The organism is Streptomyces sp. NBC_00443, from assembly GCF_036014175.1.
Classification (GTDB): domain Bacteria; phylum Actinomycetota; class Actinomycetes; order Streptomycetales; family Streptomycetaceae; genus Streptomyces.
The window spans coordinates 7248644-7267195 of the sequence record NZ_CP107917.1 but is presented as its reverse complement, the minus strand read 5'-3'; the positions used below and the strand labels follow the sequence as shown (position 1 = coordinate 7267195).

Genomic DNA, 18552 nt, shown 5'->3' with positions numbered 1-18552 from the left:
GGTCGGCACCCGCTCCAGCGTGCCGTACCCGGTCAGCTCCGGCCGCGCCGCGCCAGCGCCACCGCTCCCCCGCCCGCGACGAGGAGCGCGACCGCGCCGCCCGCGATGTACGGGGTCATGGAGTTGCCGCCGGTCTCGGCGAGGCCCTCGTCGGCGGCCTCGCCCTGGGGCTTCACGTCGCCGGCCGGCTCGGTGCTCGGGGCGGCCTCCTCCTCGGGCGCGGCCGGGGTCTCGCAGGTGGCCTTGGCCAGGGTCAGAGTGCCCTCCACCTCGGCGACGTTCAGCTTCAACGGGTTGACGGACACCTTGAGTTCGAGGGCGGTGGCGGCGGCCGTGTCCGAGGTGTTCTCCGTCTTGGAGTAGTCCAGCCGCACGTCACCGACGCCCGGTACCTGGACGTTCGTGGTGCCGCCGGCGGTCAGCGTGATCTTCTTGCCCAGCACGGTGACGTCGCCCAGCAGGTTGGACGAGGCCGTCGGCTTCTTGCCTGCCTCGCAGGTCGCCTTGGAGGTGACCTGGCCGACCTCGATCAGCGAGAGCAGCGGCAGACCGGGGACGTGGACCTTGGCGTGGGCGAGGTTGGTGTACCCCTCGGCCTTGCCGCCCTCGACCGTGGCCTTCGACGAGGCGACCTCGGCGCTCAGCACGCTGAACGGCTTTCCGCCGTCCACGCCGTTCAGCTCGGCCGTCAGCGTTTCCTTCTCGGCGCTCTGCGGCGCCTGTACCTCGTTGAGCGAGACCGCGAGCGGGACGTTCACGGTCTTGTTGAGCAGAGAGACGTCGAGCCCCGTACGGAGCACGACGGCGCTCGCGCGGCCCTCGTCGCCGGTCGCGTGCGCGGGGCCCGCGGCCAGGACCACGGGACCGGCGGTCAGGGCGGTGGCCGTCGCGACGGTGGCGAGACGGCGTGCGGGCAGGCGGAAGTTCTTGCCGTTCAAGGTGGGGACCCCCAGAGAGGACTTGCTCGGGACCCGGCAAGAATTGCGTACTGAGAGTGAAGAGTCAGCAATCCGCCAGGACTTCACTCCAACGTGACTCTCCCGTGAATGCTTTCGATTCCCTGGGCACGGATGTTCCTCGAAGTCACCCCCGTACCCCCTTCTGTGCGAGCGCGCACGTTGACGCGCCGGTGCGGGGGACGGAGTGCGCGACGGCACGGAGCGACCTGCGGTTACGCTGCGTCAACAGGGGGCACGACGCGAGGACCCTTCAAGTCGCCCTGCAGGTCTTCGCGGAACGGGCCGGCGGCTAACCGACGACGTGCCCGTTCAGCACGATCCGCCGCGGCGCCGCCAACACGCGTACGTCGGCCCGCGGGTCGGATTCGTAGACGACGAGGTCCGCCGCCGCGCCCTCCTCCAGGCCCGGGCGGCCGAGCCAGGTGCGGGCCGACCAGGTGGTCGCCGCGAGGGCCTCGACCGCGGGGATGCCGGCGGTGACGAGTTCCGCGACCTCGGCGGCCACCAGGCCGTGCGGCAGCGTGCCGCCCGCGTCCGTGCCGACGAAGACGGGGATGCCCGCGTCGTAGGCGGAGCGGACCGTGTCGTAGCGGCGTTCGTGGAGCCGGCGCATGTGGGCCGACCAGCGGGGGTACCTGGACTCACCGCCGTCGGCCAGCTTCGGGAAGGTCGCGATGTTCACCAGGGTGGGGACGATCGCCACCCCGCGCTCGGCGAACAGGGGGATCAGGTCCTCCGTGAGACCCGTGGCGTGCTCGATGCAGTCGATGCCCGACTCGACCAGGTCGCGCAGCGAGGACTCGGCGAAGCAGTGCGCCGTCACGCGGGCGCCCAGCCGGTGTGCCTCCGCGATGCCCGCCTCGACCGCCTCGCGCGGCCAGGTGGGCGCGAGGTCCCCGAGGTCGCGGTCGATCCAGTCGCCGACCAGCTTGACCCAGCCGTCGCCGCGCCGGGCCTCCTGGGCGACGTAGGCGACCAGGTCCTCCGGCTCGATCTCGTGGGCGTAGCCGCGGATGTAGCGGCGGGTGCGGGCGATGTGCCGGCCGGCCCGGATGATCTTCGGTAGGTCCTCGCGGTCGTCGATCCAGCGGGTGTCGGAGGGCGAACCGGCGTCGCGGATCAGCAGGGTGCCCGTCTCGCGGTCGGTCAGTGCCTGCTTCTCCGCGATGTCGTCGTCGACCGGGCCGTGCGCGCCGAGGCCCACATGGCAGTGCGCGTCGACCAGGCCGGGCAGGGCCCAGCCCTCGACGGTCCGTACGTCGCGCGCGCCCACGGGACGGTCGTAGGAGATCCGGCCGTCGACGACCCACAGCTCGTCCCGGACGTCGTCCGGTCCGACGAGGACCCGGCCCTTCAGGTGCAGCACAACCCCGCGATCGCTCATGCACCGCACCTTAGTGACCGGCTAGTCGTTCTTGCCCACCTGGTCCGAGGTCTCCTCCTCCACCTCGGCCATCGCCGGGTCGAGGAGGCGGGACAGGAAGTGGCGGGTGCGTTCGTGCTGCGGGTTGCCGATGACCTGGTCGGGGGTGCCGTCCTCGACGATCACTCCGCCGTCCATGAAGACGACCCGGTCGGCGACCTCGCGCGCGAAGGTCATCTCGTGGGTGACGACCATCATCGTCATGCCCTCGTCGGCGAGCATGCGCATGACCGCGAGGACATCCCCCACCAGCTCCGGGTCCAGCGCCGACGTCGGCTCGTCGAACAGCATCACCGCGGGGCCCATCGCGAGGGCGCGGGCGATGGCGACGCGCTGCTGCTGGCCGCCGGAGAGGGAGGACGGGTACGCCGTCGCCTTCTCCGACAGGCCGACCCGCTCCAGGTTCTCGGCGGCGACCTTCGCGGCCGCGGCCTTGCCCCGCTTGAGAACCCGGCGCTGCGGCAGCGTGAGGTTCTCGGTCACCGTGAGGTGCGGGAACAGGTTGAACTGCTGGAAGACCATGCCGATCCGGCGGCGTACGGCGTCGATGTCGACGTCTTCGTCGGTGAGCTCGGCGCCGCCGACGAAGACCTGGCCCTTGGTGGGCTCTTCCAGCAGGTTCACACAGCGCAGGAGCGTCGACTTGCCCGAGCCGGACGGGCCGATGACGCACACGACCTCGCCCTGGTTGATCTCCAGGTCGATGCCGCGCAGCACCTCGTTGTCGCCGAAGGACTTGTGCAGGCCGCGGACTTCGATCTCCGGGCCGGCCTTGGAAAGGCTCTCGCTCATTTCACGGCCTCCTGGGCCTTCGCCTCCATGCGGCGTACGACGAAGCCGAGCGGGATCGTGACCAGCAGGTAGCACAGGCCCGCGACCAGGATCGGCGTGGAGTTGGCGGTCTGGCTGGCCAGGTCACGGCCGAACTTGGACAGTTCCCGCTCCTCCAGCGTCACCCCGAGGAACAGCACCAGCGAGGAGTCCTTGAAGAGCAGGACGAGTTCGTTGGTCAGCGGCGGGAGGATGATCCGGAAGGCCTGCGGGATGATGATCGAGATCATGGCGCGGGCGGGCGAGAAGCCGAGCGAGCGCGCCGCCTCCAGCTGCCCCTTGGGCACCGCCTGGATGCCCGCGCGGATCGTCTCCGCCATGTAGGCGGCCGCCACCAGGCCGAGCGCGAGCGCGACCTTGCCGTAGGTGCCGCCCGGGATCTCCGTGCCGGGGAAGGCCAGCGGCACGGCGACACCGATGAAGATGAAGATCAGCAGGGCGGGCAGCCCGCGGAAGATCTCGATGTAGATCCCGGCGAGCCAGCGGTACGGCCCCACGGACGACAGCCGCATCAGCGCGATCACCATGCCGAGGACCAGTCCGACGACGAAGCCGGACAGGGTGTAGAGCACGGTGTTCTTCAGCGCGAGCGTGATGACGTCCGGGAACATCTGCTCGGCGATGTCGCCCTGCGCGAACTGGTTCTGCAGCCGCCCCCAGTCGGCCGCGACCGCGAAGGCGATCACGGCCGCGACGAAGACGACGTACTGGATGCCGCGTGACAGGCTGCGCTTCTGACGCCGGGTCAGGCCCTTCTTCCTGGGCTGCTTCGGCTGCAGTTGTACGTCTGTGTCGGCCATGGGGTCAGGCGGCGGGCGAGGCAGAGGCGGCGGACTCGTCGTACGGGCCGATCCACTGCTCGTACAGCTTCTTGTACGTGCCGTCGGCCTTGGCGTCCGCGATGGCCTTGTTGATGGCCTCGCGGAGCTTGGCGTTGCCCTTCTTCACCGTGAAGCCGTACTGCTCACCGGTGTTGATCTGCTCGGCGACCTCGAAGGCGGCGGCGTTGGCCTTGTCCTTCAGCCAGCCCTGGACGACCGGGTAGTCGATGACGACCGCTTCGACCTGGCCGGTGCGCAGGCCGTTGATGACGGCGTCGGAGGACTCGAAGGAGACGGGGTCCAGGCCCTTGCTCTTGGCGTAGTCCTCGCCGGTCGTCTGCGCCTGGGCGCCGACCTTCTTGCCCTTGAGGTCCGCGAAGGAGGAGATGCCGCTCTTCTTGTCGACGAGGACGGCCTGGGTGGCCTCGAAGTACGGGTCCGAGAAGTCGACGTTCTTCTTGCGCTCCTCGGTGATCGTCATGCCGGCGGCGGCGAGGTCGCAGCTGCCGGCGTTGAGGGAGCCACCCGTCTTGAAGTTCTCGAAGGGCTGGTCCACGATCGTCTGCTTCACGCCCAGGTCGTCCGCGACCAGGTCGATGAGGGCGACGTCGAAGCCCTGCACCTTGCCGTCGATCTCCGACTGGAAGGGCGGGTACGGCAGGTGGGTGCAGGTGGTGAGCTGGCCCGCCTTGACGACTTCGACACCGCCGGCGGCCGTCTTCGTACCACTGCCGCCGCTGTCGTCGGAGGAGCAGCCGGCCACGAGCACCAGCCCGGCCGTCGCGGTGGTGGCGGCCAGAATGCGGGTCCGGCGCCCGAAGGTCGTCTTCACGGGGAGCCTCCTGTGAGGGAACTGTAGCTTCCGATTATAAGGAGAGGTTTGAGGTCCTCAAACACAACTGATGGTTAGGGGGCTGTTTGACCTAAGAAGTCGGGAGCCGGATGGGGTGTTGGGGCGCCCGGTTACGCTCGTCACGTCCATCTGCGGACCCGAGTAGAGCTGAGAGAGCGACGTGAGCCCCGCCGTGAACCACCCCTTCCTGGACCTGGCCCCGCTGAGCGCAGCGCGATTCGCCGCGATCGAGGACCGGGTGGCCCGGCTGCTCGGGACCGGGCAGGACGTCGTGATCATGCAGGGTGAGGCGCTGCTGCCGCTGGAGGGGGCGATCCGGGGGGCGGCCGGGCCCGGTACGACCGCGCTGAACGTGATCACCGGGCCGTACGGGCAGACCTTCGGGGACTGGCTGCGGGACTGCGGCGCGACCGTGATCGATCTGGCGGTGCCCTTCCACACGGCGGTCACGGCCGATCAGATCCGGTCGGCCTTCGCCGAGCACCCCGAGATCGACTTCGTATCCCTGGTGCACGCGGAGGCGGCCACCGGCAACACCAATCCCGTGGCCGGGATCGGTGAGGTCGTGCGGGCGCACGGGGCGCTGTTCTACCTGGACGCGGTGGCATCGATCGGTGCCGAGCCGGTGCTGCCGGACGCCTGGGGCGTCGACCTGTGCGTGATCGGGGCGCAGAAGGCGATGGGCGGTCCTGCCGGGGTGTCGGCGGTGTCGGTGAGTGAGCGGGCGTGGGCCCGGATGGCGGCGAATCCGCGGGCGCCGCGGCGGTCGTATCTGTCGCTGCTGGACTGGAAGCAGCGGTGGGTCGACGGGGGCCGGAAGGCTCTGCTGCACGCGCCGGCCCAGCTGGAGATGCTGGCGCTGGAGGCTTGCGTGGAGCGGATCGAGGCGGACGGGCTGGACGCGGTGATGGGCCGGCACCGGGCCGCCGCGCTGTCCACCCGTGCCGGGGCGGTGGCGCTGGGTGGAGGCCTGGAGCCGTATGTGCACGACGTCCGGGACGCGGCGCCGGTCGCCACGACGCTTCGGGTGCCCGAGGGGGTGGTGGCGTCGGAGGTGGTGGCTCGGGCGCTGGTGACCGACCCTGCGTTGCCGCTGGCCGCGGGGGGCGGGGCGCTGGCCAAGGAGATGATCCGGGTCAATCACTACGGGGTGGATGCGACGGTCGGGGCGGTGCGGGGGTGTGTGGCGGCGCTGGGGGCTGCGCTGGCGGAGACGGGGCTGAGGGTGGATGTCGAGGGGGCGTTGCGTGCGGTGGAGGACGCCTGGCGGTAGTCGTCGGCCGGGGCCCGTCGCCCCTCGCCCCCGCCGCCCCTTCCCGTCCCGAACCTGGAGGCTCCGCCCCCGGACCCCCGTATCGGCCTGAACGGCCTCGTCCTCAAACTCCCCCAGAGGGGGCACCCCCAGACGGGCTGAAATGCCTCGACCGGCCCCGCGAGGCGAACAGAACTGCGCCATGCTCCCCCCATGGCTACCGACGCGCCCACCCGCCTCCCCGACGGCCGCCCCATCCCCCTCATGACCGGCGACGAGCGGCCCATGCTCGAGAGCTGGCTCGACTTCCATCGGGCCACGCTGGAGCTGAAGTGTGCGGGGCTGGACGACGCGCAGCTGCGGCTTGCCTCCGTCGAGCCGTCGGGGCTGACGTTGCTCGGGCTGGTACAGCATCTCGCGGAGTGTGAGCGGAACTGGTTCCAGCGGGTGGTCGGGGGCTGGACGTGCGGCCCGTGTTCGGGGACGGGAACGAGAGCGGGTACGGCCTCGAACCCGGGCGTGGGATCGGTGAGGCGCTCGCGGCCTGGCGGCGGGAGATCGCTCGGGGCCGGGAGGTGTGTGCCGGGCGGGGGCTGGGGAGTGCCGGGCTGATCCAGGGCGGGGCGATGGCCGGGGTGGAGGTCAGTCTGCGGTGGGTGCTGATTCACATGATCGAGGAGTACGCGCGGCACAACGGTCACGCCGACATTCTGCGAGAGTGCATCGACGGTGTTACCGGAGCCTGAATTCAACGTAATTCCAGGAATTCCTAAAGGGGTAGCTTCCCATCTTCTTCTGCCCGCTTTCTCTGGACCTAAACGCACAGATTTCGCGAACGCCAACCGACGTAATTCGGGCAGGTCTCGTGGGAGTTACATGGCTGTGACGCGTTCCACATCGTGACCGTTTTGAGGTGGATTAGCCGGGCAAATTCGGGCGTATCCCACCCCCTAAGCGGTATCACTCACGCCCGCGTGATAACACACCCGACGCTCATACGTAACCCCTGAGGGCAATGCAATTTTGAATTTCCCTCGGTAAATTCAATTCGCATGACTGCCGCACAAGCAGACCTGCAAATCGACCGACCGGCGGTGGCCGACGGAGCCGCGCTGTGGCGGATTGCCCGCGACTCCAAGGCCCTCGACCTCAACTCGTCGTACAGCTATCTGTTGTGGTGCCGCGACTTCGCCGGCACGTCGGCCGTCGCCCGCGACGAGCACGGGGAGCCGGTCGGCTTCGTCACCGGATACGTACGGCCGGAGCGTCCGCACACCCTGCTCGTCTGGCAGGTGGCCGTGGACGACGCCTATCGCGGACGCGGCATCGCCGCCGCGCTGCTCGACGGGCTCGTCGCACGGGTCGGTGGCGAGTACGGCGTCACGAGCGTCGAGACCACCATCACACCCGGCAACACCGCCTCCGAACGCCTGTTCGGCGCCTTCGCCGAGCGGCACAGCGCCGCTCTGGAGCGGGAGGTGCTGTTCCCCACAAGCCTTTTTCCGGACGGACCGCACGACCCGGAAGTGCTTTACCGCATCGGTCCCCTCTCCCTCTGACTTCCCCCCACGCAACGAGGAGCGATTCGTCGTGACCATCACCCAGCCCGACCTCAGCGTCTTCGAGACCCTCGAGTCCGAGGTGCGCAGCTACTGCCGCGGCTGGCCCACCGTCTTCGACCGCGCGCGCGGCAGCCGTATGTACGACGAGGACGGCCACGAGTACCTGGACTTCTTCGCCGGCGCGGGCTCGCTGAACTACGGGCACAACAACCCGGTGCTGAAACGGGCCCTGATCGACTACCTGGAGCGCGACGGCGTCACGCACGGGCTCGACATGTCGACGAGTGCCAAGCGCGCCTTCCTGGAGTCCTTCCAGAACATCGTGCTGCGGCCGCGTGACCTGCCGTACAAGGTCATGTTCCCGGGCCCCACGGGTACCAACGCCGTCGAGTCGGCGCTCAAGCTGGCGCGGAAGGTGAAGGGCCGCGAGTCCATCGTGTCCTTCACCAACGCCTTCCACGGGATGTCCCTGGGCTCCCTCGCCGTGACCGGCAACGCCTTCAAGCGGGCCGGGGCGGGCATCCCGCTCGTGCACGGCACGCCGATGCCGTTCGACAACTACTTCGACGGCACGGTCGAGGACTTCCTGTGGTTCGAGCGGCTCCTGGAGGACCAGGGCTCCGGACTCAACAAGCCCGCCGCCGTGATCGTGGAGACCGTGCAGGGCGAGGGCGGCATCAACGTCGCCCGCGCGGAGTGGCTGCGCGCCCTGTCCGAGCTGTGCGAGCGGCAGGACATGCTGCTCATCGTCGACGACATCCAGATGGGCTGCGGCCGTACCGGTGCCTTCTTCTCCTTCGAGGAGGCGGGCATCACCCCGGACATCGTCACCGTGTCCAAGTCCATCAGCGGCTACGGACTGCCCATGTCGCTGTGCCTGTTCAAGCCCGAGCTGGACATCTGGGAGCCGGGCGAGCACAACGGCACCTTCCGCGGCAACAACCCCGCCTTCGTCACCGCCACCGCCGCGCTGGAGACGTACTGGACGGACGGGTCCGCGATGGAGAAGCAGACCCGCAAGCGCGGCGAGCAGATCGAGCAGGCGTTCATCTCCATCACCGAGGAGAACCTCGCCGACGTCCGGGAGTACCGCGGTCGCGGGCTCGTGTGGGGCCTGGAGTTCCACGACAAGGAGCGCGCCGGACGAGTGGCGAAGCGCGCCTTCGAGCTGGGCCTGCTCATCGAGACGTCGGGCCCCGAGAGCGAGGTCGTGAAGCTGCTTCCGGCACTCACGATCACCCCGGACGAGCTGGACGAGGGACTCAGCATCCTCGCCCGCGCCGTGCGGGAAACCATCTGAAACACCATCTAGGAGGCATCGCAGCACCGTGATCGTCCGTTCGTTCAAGGAACTCGAAGGCACCGACCGCCACGTGAAATCGGCGTCGGGTACCTGGGAGAGCAAACGCATCGTCCTCGCCAAGGAGAGGGTCGGCTTCTCGCTGCACGAGACGATCCTGTACGCGGGTACGGAGACGTCGATGTGGTACGCGAACCACATCGAGGCCGTCGTCTGTGTCGAGGGCGAGGCCGAGCTGACCGACCACGAGACCGGGCAGACGCACGCGATCACGCCCGGGACCATGTACCTCCTGGACGGGCACGAGAGGCACACGCTGCGGATCAAGGAGGACTTCCGCTGCATCTGTGTCTTCAACCCGCCTGTGACCGGCCGGGAGGACCACGACGAGAACGGCGTATACCCGCTGCTCACCGAGCCCGAGGAGGTGTGAGAAACCCATGACCACCGTCACCGATCTCTACCCCAGCCGCGGCGCCACCGAGGTGTCGACCCCGCGCCAGGACCCCGTTGTGTGGGGCTCCCCCGACACGCCGGGGCCGATCGGGGCCACCGAACTCCAGTCGTTCGAGCGCGACGGCTTCCTGGCCGTCGACCAGCTCATCACGGACGACGAGGTGGCCGTCTACGCGCAGGAGTTGGAGCGGCTGGTCACCGACCCGGCGATCCGTGCCGACGAGCGGTCGATCATCGAGCCGCAGTCCAAGGAGATCCGGTCCGTCTTCGAAGTGCACAAGATCAGTGAGGTGTTCGCCTCCCTGGTGCGCGACGAGCGGGTCGTCGGCCGGGCGCGGCAGATCCTCGGCTCGGACGTGTACGTCCACCAGTCGCGGATCAACGTCAAGCCGGGCTTCGGGGCCAGTGGGTTCTACTGGCACTCCGACTTCGAGACCTGGCACGCCGAGGACGGTCTGCCGAACATGCGGACGGTGTCCGTCTCGATCGCGCTGACCGAGAACTACGACACCAACGGCGGGCTCATGATCATGCCCGGCTCCCACCGGACCTACCTCGGGTGCGCGGGGGCCACGCCGAAGGACAACTACAAGAAGTCCCTGCAGATGCAGGATGCGGGCACTCCGTCCGACGAGGCGCTGACGAAGATGGCCTCCGAGTACGGCATCAAGCTCTTCACGGGCAAGGCCGGTTCGGCGACCTGGTTCGACTGCAACTGCATGCACGGCTCCGGCGACAACATCACGCCGTTCCCGCGCAGCAACGTGTTCATCGTGTTCAACAGCGTCGAGAACACGGCCGTCGAGCCCTTCGCGGCCCCGATCCACCGACCGGAGTTCATCGGCGCGAGGGACTTCACCCCGGTGAAGTGACCCTTCTCAGTCACGCCGACGACGCGGCCGCATCAGTACATTCCGTACGGCGGCCGCGTCGCCCGTGACGCAGCCTCCCGGCACGTCGAGCCCGGCCGGGGGTCCGGGGTTGCCCCGGGAGAATGCAGCATCGGCGCACGGGACTTCACCCCGGTGAAGTGACCTCACGCCCGTGAGGTGACCCTCACAGCCACGCCAGCGACGCGGCCCGCTCCAGCACGTTCTGTGCGGCGGCCGCGTCGCCCGTGGTGCCCCTCGGGACGGTCTTCGGGGATCGGCGGCCGCCGATCAGGAGGCAGAAGTCGAGGGGGTCGAGGGTGAGTTCGGCCTGTACGGGCTCGTCCTCGGAACCCAGTACCCATTCCGCGCCCCCGGTGACCGAGAAGAGCACCGGGGGCGCGGTCGGTCCCAGGGACAGGCCGAGGATGCGGACGGCGAGGCGGATCAGCTGCCGCAGATGCTGCTCGGGCGGCGGCGGGACGGCGAGGCCGAGCGCGCGGCCGATGTCGTCGGTGTGGATCCAGGTCTCGAAGGCGCGCACCAGGAAGTGCTCGGCGACGGGCAGCCGCAGGCCCATCAACGTCACGGCCCGGGCGGCGAGTTCGGTGTCGTGGGCCTCGGGTGCGCCGAGCAGTCCGTCCGCCTGCGCGGCCCAGTCGGCCACGGTCTCGTCCGGCGTACGGCCGTGCTCATGGGCGATGACCTCCGTGGTACGGCGGTTCCACGCGTCCTGCCACTGCGCCCCGTCCTCGACCGGCGAGGGCGGCACGCGGGCGCCGGCGCCGAGCCGGGCGGTCAGGTGCTCGTCGGCGGCGAGGAGGTGGGCGACGGTGGCGTGCGCGTCCCAGTCGTGCACGACCGGCGTGGCCCAGCGGCCCGCGAGCTCGGGCAGCAGCGCCTTCAGTCCGGCAACCGCGGCGGCGTAGGGCGCGGCGTGCGCGGCGACGGCAGGGCCGGCGGCCGGGCGTGCGCGCAGGGCCAGGGACAGCGCGGGAGGCGTAGCGTCGGCCGGCCACCCCGAGGGAGCACCGAGCGGCGGCCCCTCCAGCAGTCGTACCGTCTCCCGCAGCCGCTCCGCCTGAGCCGCACAGCTCTCGCACTCGGCGAGGTGCGCCGCGACCGCCTGCTCCTCGGCCGGATCGAGGGCGCCGAAGGCCCACGCGGCCAGCAGGTCACGTACCGCCTCGTGATCGTCGGTCATCGCGCGCCTCCTTTCCGTGCCCGTTCCCGGTTCGTGCCCCTCTCGCCATCATGCGCCTCTTTCGAGCGCCGGGTCCGGTGGGTCGGCCAACGTCCGAGCCAGGGTGCGCAGGGCGGTGCGCAGCCGGGTCTTGGCCGTGCCCTCGGGGATGCCCAGCTCGGCGGCGGCCTGCCGGTAGGTGCGGCCGGCGAAGTAGGCGAGGTGCACGACCTCCCGCTGGGGCTGCGGGAGTTCGGCGAGCGCGGTGTGCAGCAGGAGGGAGCGTTCCCGGTCGACGACCGTCTCGTCCGGGCCGGGACCGGTGTCGGGGAGGGCCTGGAGCACCGCGTCGTCGGCCCCGGCGTTCTTGCGGTGCCGGGCCTCGCTGCGGACCCAGTCCACGGCCCGCCGGTGGGCGACCACGGACAGCCAGGTGCGCAGCGAGCCACGGCGCGCGTCGAAGGTGTACGGCCTGCTCCACAGCTGGGCGAAGACCTCCTGCGCCACGTCCTCGGCGGCGGCCGCGGAGCGGGTGACGCGCACGGCGACCCGCCGCACCAGCCCGCCGTAGGCCGCGTACACGTCGGCCAGCGCGCGTTCGTCGCCGTACACCAGCCGCCGGTGCACCTCCGCGTCGGCAGGCGGCTGTACGGACGTGTCGCCCGGGTACTCCACCGGCACCACCACCCCTGGTGCCCTTCCTAGCGTCCCGGCCGAGCCCGCGCCAGTGGTTCAGGCAGACAGGACGTCCAGCAGCCGGTCGACGTCCTCGGAAGTGTTGTAGAGGTGGAAGGCGGCGCGCAGGTTGCCCGTGCGGTCGGAGACCTGGATTCCGGCCGCGCTCAACTCGGGCTGGCGGTGGCCGAGTCCGGGCACGGACACGATCGCCGAGCCGGGGGCCGGCACCGGTTCGTGGCCGAGCGTGGCGAGTCCGGCGCGAAAACGGTCGGCGAGGGCCAGGTCGTGGGCCTGGATGGCACTCACGCCGAGTTCCTCGATCAGCTCCAGGGAGGTGCGCAGCCCGGCGAAGGTGAAGAGGCTGGGGCTGATGTCGAAGCGCCGGGCGGAGCCGGCGAGGTTCTCGACGGGGCCGTAGCAGCTGTCCCAGGGGACCTCCCCGGCGACCCAGCCGGCGAGCAGCGGGGTCAGCCCGCCGAAGTCCTCGGGGACGACGCAGAACGCGGCTCCGTGCGGGCCCATGAGCCACTTGAAGCCGACGGCGGCGAGGAAGTCGTACTCGCCGGCCTCCATCGGCAGCCATCCGGCCGACTGGGAGGCGTCGACGTAGGTGCGCGCCCCGTGCGCCCTGGCCGCCGCGCGCACCGCGGGCAGGTCGGCGACGCGGCCGTCGGCGGACTGCGCCGAGCTGACGGCGACGAGCGCGGTGTCCGGGCGGACGGACTCGGCGAGACGGTCCAGCGGGACGGCGCGCACCTTGAGGTCGCCGCGCATGTGGAAGGGGTTCACGAGGGAGGCGAAGTCGGCCTCCGCGGTGAGGACTTCGGCTCCGGCGGGCAGCGAGGCGGCGATCAGCCCGCCGTACTCGGCGACCGAGGCCCCGGTCGCGACCCGCTCGACGGGGACGCCGGCCAGCCGGGCGAAGGAGGCGCGGACGGCCTCCGCGTCCTCGTACAGCGGGCCGAGCGGCGTGCCCTCGGCCCGCATCCGCACGGCCTGCTGGACGGCGGTGACGGTGCGGGCCGGCAGCAGGCCGTTGCTCGCGGTGTTGAGATAGACGTTCTTCGGGGCGAACTCGGCACGGACGAGGGTCTCGAAGGTCTCCATGGCTCCACTCTGAGCCCTCGGCACCTCTCGGTCCATTGCGATTCTTTGCGTGGTTTCACCAAGCGGCGCTTATGGATGCGCCCCGACCTGCGGGTTCGGTCAGTGCTGCGGCACCGCGCAGCCGTCCGGACCGCACGCGTCCGCGTCGCCCTGGTCGATGAGCGTCAGCGGCGACCGCTCGCCCCACGCCTGCGTGAGTGCCTGCTCGAAGACCTCGGCGGGCTGGGCGCCGGAGACGCCCAACTTGCGGTCGAGCACGAAGAACGGCACCCCGGTGGCGCCGAGCTGGGCGGCCTCGCGCTCGTCGGCGCGGACGTCGTCGGCGTAGGCGTCCGGGTCGGCGAGAACCTTGCGGGCGTCGTCGGCGTCGAGCCCGGCGGCGACGGCCAGCTCCACGAGCCGGTCCTCGCCCTCGGTGAAGACGGACCGCTCCTCGGCGAAGTTCGCCCGGTAGAAGATCTGGATCAGCGCGTCCTGCTTGCCCTGCTCCTTGGCGAGGTGCAGGAGCCGGTGCATGTCGAAGGTGTTGCCGTGGTCGCGGCCCTCGGTGCGGTACTCCAGGCCCTCCGCGGCGGCCTGCGCGCCGAGGTTCTCCTCGCCTGCCCGGGCCTGTGCCGCGCTCATGCCGTACTTCTTCGTGAGCATGGTGATCACGGGCTGGATGTCGCCCTTGGCGCGCCCCGGGTCCAGTTCGAAGGAGCGGTGCACCACCTCGACCTGCTCGCGGTGCGGGAAGGCATCGAGCGCCTTCTCGAAGCGGGCCTTGCCCACATAGCACCAGGGGCAGGCGATGTCGCTCCAGATCTCGACGCGCATGTCTTCGGCTCTCCAGGTCGTACGGGATGCGGAGACCCCCTCCGCTCTGATGCGTGAACGTTCAAACAGCAGGGTTCATTCCCCCGGCACGTTCATTCCCCGGGCACCTTCATTCCCCGGGCACGGAGTAGCGCAGATTCAGGTGGTGGTCTCCTTCGGCGGGCGGGTCGTCCGGGTCCGGGATCCAGCCCTGACGGGCGTAGAAGGCCTGGGCGCGCCGGTTGTCGGCATGCACGTCGAGCACGGCCGTGCGCTTGCCGTCGGCCCGCCACTCCTCGACGCAGGCCGCGTGCAGGGCGGCGCCGACGCCGCGTCCCCAGTGCTCGGGATCGACATGGAACTGGAACAGCTTGACCGTGTCGGCGGGGGTGCCCTCCGGGGTGCGGAAGGAGGCGAGACCGATGAGGCGGCCGTCCTCCACGACGCACAGCACATGCCCGTCCGGCCGCGCGATGGCGCTGCGCCAGGCGCCGAGCCAGTCGGTGCCGTCCTGCGGCAGCCCAGCGGGGTAGTAGGTCGCCCGGGCACGCGCGTGCAGGGCGGCGACCGTCTCCGCCTCGGCGGGCAGGACGGTACGGATCACCCGGGTTCCGGTCGCTCTGTGGCTGATCATGCAACCGAGGACGTGCCCTCGGCCGCCCCGGTTCCGAGCCGGCTGAACTGCGCCCGGTAGCCGCTCGGCGTCAGTCCGGTACGGCGGACCAGATGCCCCCGCAGCGAGTCGGCCGTGCCCAGGCCGCAGGCGCGGGCCACCTGGTCCATGGGCAGGGCGGTGGTCTCCAGCAGCTCCTTGGCGCGCTCGATGCGCTGGTGGAGCAGCCACTGCAGCGGGCTCACCCCGCTCTCGGCGTGGAACCGGCGGGTGAGGGTGCGCACGCTGACGCCGGCGTGGCGGGCCAGGTCGGTGAGGGTGAGCGGCTTGTCGAGGTTGCGCATGGCCCAGCCGCGGGTGTCGGCGCAGGCGGTGCCACGCTCGGGCGGCAGCGGGGTCTGGGTGAACTGGGTCTGGCCGCCCGGCCGTACGGGCGCGACGAGGGCTCGGCGGGCGACCTCGTTGGCGACGGCGGCGCCGTAGTCGCTGCGGATGATGTGCAGGCACAGGTCGATGCCGGCGGCGTAGCCGGAGGACGTCACGTACGGCCCGTCCTGCACGTAGAGCACATCGCCCCGCAGGTCGACGTGCGGGTACCGGCGGCGCAGCTCCTCGGCGTGCGCCCAGTACGTCGTGGCCCGGCGCCCGTGCAGCAGGCCCGCCTCGGCGAGTTGGAAGGCGCCGGTGCACAGGGACGCGATCCGCTTGCCGGCGTCGGCCGCCTCGCGCACGGCGGTGACGATCCGTGACTCCGGCTCGAAGGGTTCCCCGGTCCCGGCGACGAGCACGGTGTCAGCCTCCCGAACGGCGTCGAGTCCGTGCCGTACGTACAGGTCGAGCCCGCCGCTGGTGGGCACCGGTCCCGGTTCGGCCGCGCAGATGACCACCTCGTAGCCCGGCCGCCCGGCCACCTCGACCTTGCCGAACAGCATCTCTGGGATGGCGAGGTTGAACATCGAGACCGGCGACGGTGCGACGACGGCGATGCGGTGCGGGGCGCGCGGCTGGGGCATGGCCAGAACCTCCGGGTGCATGGCGTTCCGGCCACTACTGTACGACGGCGCGGATCCGCAGCATGGAGGGCATGTCCACGAACCAGACCCTCAAGGGCGATGAACTCGCCCTTTCCCCCGGCGGGTTGGGGCCCAAGAGGCCCTCCTCCGCGCTCACCCTCACCGCCGGGCTCCTCGGCTTCGCGCTGGTCTGCCTCGACGCGTCCATCGTGAACGTGGCCCTGCCCGCGATCGGTTCCTCTCTCGGGGGCGGAATGTCCGGCCTCCAGTGGGTGGTGGACGCCTACACCCTGGCCTTCGCCGCGCTGATGCTGTCCACCGGTGCGTTCTCGGACCGGGTGGGGGCGAGCCGGGCCTACGCGATCGGCGCCGCCGTGTTCACGCTCGCCTCGGCGGCCTGCGGTCTGGCGCCGAACCTGCCGGCGCTGATCGGCGCGCGGATGGTGCAGGGCGTGGCGGCGGCCGTCGTACTGCCGGCCTCGCTGGCGCTGGTGCGGCAGGCGTACGCCGATCCGGCGCGGCGCGCCCGTGCGGTGGCCGCGTGGGCGGCGGGCGGTTCGGCGGCGGTGGCGCTGGGTCCGGTGGCGGGCGGTGCGCTGACCACGGCCTGGGACTGGCGGGGATCTTCTTCGTGAACCTTCCCGTCGGCGCGCTGATCCTCGTGCTGCTGCTGCGCGCCCCGCGCTCGCAACGCCGTCCGGCACCGCTGGACCTGCCCGGACAGGTGACGGCCGTGGTGGCGCTCACGGCGCTGACGTTCGCGGTGATCGAGGGCGGGACGGCGGGCTGGGCGGCGCTGGCGGTGGCCGTGGCGGCGGTGGTGGCGTTCCTCCGGGTCGAGGCACGTCACCCGCACCCGGTCGTCCCGCTGAGCCTGTTCCGCGACCGGACCGTCGCGGTGACCGTCGCCGCGGGAGCGGCCGTCAGCGTGGCCTTCTACAGCATGGTGTTCGTCTTCTCGCTCTTCTTCCAGCAGGTACAGGACCGTTCGGCGCTCCAGGCCGGGTTGATGTTCCTGCCGATGACGGGCCTGATCGCGGTGACGAACGTGGTGGCCGGCAAGCTCGCGGGACGCCACGGAGCGCGGCTGCCCATGCTGGTGGGGCAGGGTCTGGCCGTCGCGGGCCTGCTCGCGATGCTGTACGTCGACGCCGACACGCCTCCGACGCTGGTGGCCCTGCTCCTCGTCCCCATGGCGCTGGGCTGCGCGCTGACGGTGCCGCCGCTCACCGCGGCCATGATGGACGCCGTACCCGCCGCCCGGGCGGGCCTGGCGGCCGGCGTGCTCAACGCGGCGCGGCAGATGGCCGGGGCGCTGGGCATCGCCGTCTTCGGGGCGCTGATCTCCGGCGATTTCGTGGCGGGGATGCGGCTGAGTCTGGGAATCAGCGCGGCCCTGCTCACGGTGACGGGTCTGCTCAGCTTCCGTCTCGCAGGTCCTTCGGCCAGTCGGGCCTGAACTCGAGGTGGTCGTACGTCACCACGCACCCCTCCCCCATCGGTGACTGCGTCATGAAGCCGACGAGGGCCGCGCCGGTCTCCTCCTCGTCGCCGAGGGTGAAGAGGCGGACGAAGGTCCACCGCTCGCCGTCGCGGGAGGCGTGGAAGGCGAAGGCGCGGCCGGTCCTGCTCACCCGCAGCCACACCGAACTCCCCTCCACGGTGAAGGAGTTGGCGTCGTCGGAGTGGCCCCGGGTGACGACGGTGCAGACGGTGGGCACGTCCGGGGAGTTCTCCAGGCACAGCTTGGCCCAGGCCCGCTCGCCGACGTGGACGTAGAGGACGCCGGCATCGAAGGCGCCCGCGAATCCGACGGTGACGCGGGCGATCAGCTGGAAGTCGCCCTCGGGCGCGCCGAGCAGCCGGGGCGCGTCGGAGGCGGCGTCCAGGGCCTCCCCGGTGGGCGGCACGAAACGGTCCTGCCGGGCGCCGGCCCAGCCGGAGAGCATGCCGTCCTCGTAGGACCAGTGGCCGTCGGGGCCGTAGGTGCGCAGCGGGAAAGGCAGTTCGGGGAGTTTCAGGTCCATGGCGGGATTCTTCCAGGCTGGGCCCGGCGGCGGGGGCCCCAGGGTGGTCCCGGTCAGCGCGACTGGAGGGCGTCCAGGGCCACGGCCTGGGCGATGGCGAGACGCAGGTCGAGATCGGGCGAGGCCACGTCGACGAGATAGCGGTCGCGCAGCCCGATCTTCTTGTCGACGCTCATCACCTGCTTGTCGCCCGAGGTGAAGTCGAAGTGGTACGGCCACACGAACGGCACCAGGTCGAGCGGCAGCAGCTCCCAGACCCGGCGCAGTACGGCCACGACCCGGTTGCGCTCCTGCCCGACGGCCGCGACCGAGCCCGGCTGGTCCAGCTCCCATGTCGAGCGCAGCAAGGAGGCGGCGAACTTCTTGCGGAACGTGCCGACGGGGTTGTCCGCCCCGTCCCGCACGTCGTAGACGGCGCCGACGTCGAGGACCTGACGGGCCTGGGCGGTGAACAGGACGCGGTCCTTGGACTCGTCGGTGTAGAAGGTCATCCGCTCTTTGAGCGTCATCCGCTTCTGCTCGGCGAAGGCGAGGACCCGGCCTTCGGAGCCGTCGGGCAGCGTCTCGGCCACGACGTACCGGTTGATCATGAAGGTGGTCTTCTGCCGGACGGTGAACCGCTCGTTCGCCTGCTGTCGTGCACTGTCCACTGTTCCGCTCCCCGAGCCGGTGGTCCCTGCCGCCGGCTCCGTCGTCCGGCGCAGCCATCCTCACCGCGCGACCCGGCCCGGGGCAGTCTCCGTAAGTCGTCTTCCGCAGCGACCAAAGATGACGGCTGCGGCGGGGACCGGGTGTTCACTTTCGTCGTTC

The 18552-nt window shown here is 70.8% G+C and carries 18 protein-coding genes and 2 pseudogenes; 7 read left to right on the top strand and 13 right to left on the bottom strand.

Features of this window, described 5'->3' with window-relative positions:
* Positions 1-32 precede the first annotated feature (32 nt).
* From OHO27_RS33055 to OHO27_RS33035, 5 genes are all read right to left on the bottom strand, one after another.
* Complete coding sequence (locus OHO27_RS33055) at positions 33-938, bottom strand: SCO1860 family LAETG-anchored protein (protein ID WP_328428619.1); 906 nt, start codon at positions 936-938, stop codon at positions 33-35.
* Between the two features lie 310 nt (positions 939-1248).
* Positions 1249-2343: an amidohydrolase family protein gene (locus tag OHO27_RS33050; protein WP_328428618.1), complete on the bottom strand. Its 1095-nt coding sequence runs from the start codon at positions 2341-2343 to the stop codon at positions 1249-1251.
* A 21-nt stretch (positions 2344-2364) separates the two neighbouring features.
* On the bottom strand, positions 2365-3174 hold the full coding sequence (locus OHO27_RS33045; RefSeq protein WP_328428617.1) for an amino acid ABC transporter ATP-binding protein: 810 nt from the start codon (positions 3172-3174) through the stop codon (positions 2365-2367).
* Complete coding sequence (locus tag OHO27_RS33040) at positions 3171-4013, bottom strand: amino acid ABC transporter permease (RefSeq protein ID WP_328428616.1); 843 nt, start codon at positions 4011-4013, stop codon at positions 3171-3173. Before OHO27_RS33040 ends, OHO27_RS33045 begins: the two co-directional genes overlap by 4 nt.
* A gap of 4 nt (positions 4014-4017) precedes the next feature.
* Positions 4018-4866: an ABC transporter substrate-binding protein gene (locus tag OHO27_RS33035; RefSeq protein ID WP_328428615.1), complete on the bottom strand. Its 849-nt coding sequence runs from the start codon at positions 4864-4866 to the stop codon at positions 4018-4020.
* Positions 4867-5059: 193 nt separating this feature from the next.
* Here OHO27_RS33035 and OHO27_RS33030 point away from each other — a divergent pair, with 193 nt between their 5' ends.
* The 6 genes and pseudogenes from OHO27_RS33030 (at position 5060) to thpD (ending at position 10329) form a co-directional block, all read left to right on the top strand.
* Complete coding sequence (locus OHO27_RS33030) at positions 5060-6160, top strand: pyridoxal-phosphate-dependent aminotransferase family protein (protein ID WP_328430627.1); 1101 nt, start codon at positions 5060-5062, stop codon at positions 6158-6160.
* 192 nt (positions 6161-6352) lie between these two features.
* Positions 6353-6885, top strand: a pseudogene (locus OHO27_RS33025) (DinB family protein).
* Between the two features lie 306 nt (positions 6886-7191).
* The gene (gene ectA, locus OHO27_RS33020; RefSeq protein WP_328428614.1) at positions 7192-7698 is read left to right on the top strand and encodes a diaminobutyrate acetyltransferase; all 507 of its coding nucleotides are present in this window, start codon (positions 7192-7194) and stop codon (positions 7696-7698) included.
* A gap of 31 nt (positions 7699-7729) precedes the next feature.
* Positions 7730-9001 carry a diaminobutyrate--2-oxoglutarate transaminase gene (gene ectB, locus OHO27_RS33015; RefSeq protein ID WP_328428613.1) on the top strand — a complete coding sequence of 424 codons (1272 nt, stop codon included), beginning with the start codon at positions 7730-7732 and terminating at the stop codon, positions 8999-9001.
* Between the two features lie 28 nt (positions 9002-9029).
* Positions 9030-9434: an ectoine synthase gene (locus OHO27_RS33010; RefSeq protein WP_328428612.1), complete on the top strand. Its 405-nt coding sequence runs from the start codon at positions 9030-9032 to the stop codon at positions 9432-9434.
* 7 nt (positions 9435-9441) lie between these two features.
* Positions 9442-10329: an ectoine hydroxylase gene (thpD, locus tag OHO27_RS33005; RefSeq protein WP_328428611.1), complete on the top strand. Its 888-nt coding sequence runs from the start codon at positions 9442-9444 to the stop codon at positions 10327-10329.
* 184 nt (positions 10330-10513) lie between these two features.
* On the opposite strand, the gene OHO27_RS33000 is transcribed toward thpD, so the two are convergent.
* From OHO27_RS33000 to OHO27_RS32975, 6 genes are all read right to left on the bottom strand, one after another.
* Positions 10514-11530, bottom strand: a complete 1017-nt coding sequence (locus OHO27_RS33000; RefSeq protein ID WP_328428610.1) for a maleylpyruvate isomerase family mycothiol-dependent enzyme — start codon at positions 11528-11530, stop codon at positions 10514-10516.
* 48 nt (positions 11531-11578) lie between these two features.
* A complete protein-coding gene (locus OHO27_RS32995; protein ID WP_328428609.1) occupies positions 11579-12196 on the bottom strand; it encodes an RNA polymerase sigma factor in 618 nt (205 codons plus the stop codon).
* Positions 12197-12241: 45 nt separating this feature from the next.
* Positions 12242-13294 (bottom strand): aminotransferase class V-fold PLP-dependent enzyme, encoded by a 1053-nt coding sequence (locus tag OHO27_RS32990; protein WP_328428608.1) that lies wholly within the window; start codon positions 13292-13294, stop codon positions 12242-12244.
* A gap of 99 nt (positions 13295-13393) precedes the next feature.
* A complete protein-coding gene (locus tag OHO27_RS32985; RefSeq protein WP_328428607.1) occupies positions 13394-14110 on the bottom strand; it encodes a DsbA family oxidoreductase in 717 nt (238 codons plus the stop codon).
* Positions 14111-14219: 109 nt separating this feature from the next.
* Positions 14220-14723 carry a GNAT family N-acetyltransferase gene (locus OHO27_RS32980; RefSeq protein ID WP_328428606.1) on the bottom strand — a complete coding sequence of 168 codons (504 nt, stop codon included), beginning with the start codon at positions 14721-14723 and terminating at the stop codon, positions 14220-14222.
* The gene (locus tag OHO27_RS32975; RefSeq protein ID WP_328428605.1) at positions 14720-15715 is read right to left on the bottom strand and encodes a GlxA family transcriptional regulator; all 996 of its coding nucleotides are present in this window, start codon (positions 15713-15715) and stop codon (positions 14720-14722) included. The genes OHO27_RS32980 and OHO27_RS32975 overlap by 4 nt, the downstream gene beginning before the upstream one ends.
* A gap of 71 nt (positions 15716-15786) precedes the next feature.
* On the opposite strand from OHO27_RS32975, the pseudogene OHO27_RS32970 reads away from it, so the two are divergent.
* Positions 15787-17174 (top strand): annotated as a pseudogene (locus OHO27_RS32970) (MFS transporter).
* On the opposite strand, the gene OHO27_RS32965 reads toward OHO27_RS32970, so the two are convergent.
* Entirely contained in the window at positions 17134-17742 is a 609-nt protein-coding gene (locus tag OHO27_RS32965) for a DUF1349 domain-containing protein (RefSeq protein WP_328428604.1), read from the bottom strand. The pseudogene OHO27_RS32970 and the gene OHO27_RS32965 overlap by 41 nt on opposite strands.
* Positions 17743-17795: 53 nt before the next feature.
* Positions 17796-18392, bottom strand: a complete 597-nt coding sequence (locus OHO27_RS32960; RefSeq protein WP_328428603.1) for a hypothetical protein — start codon at positions 18390-18392, stop codon at positions 17796-17798.
* Between the last annotated feature and the right edge of the window lie 160 nt (positions 18393-18552).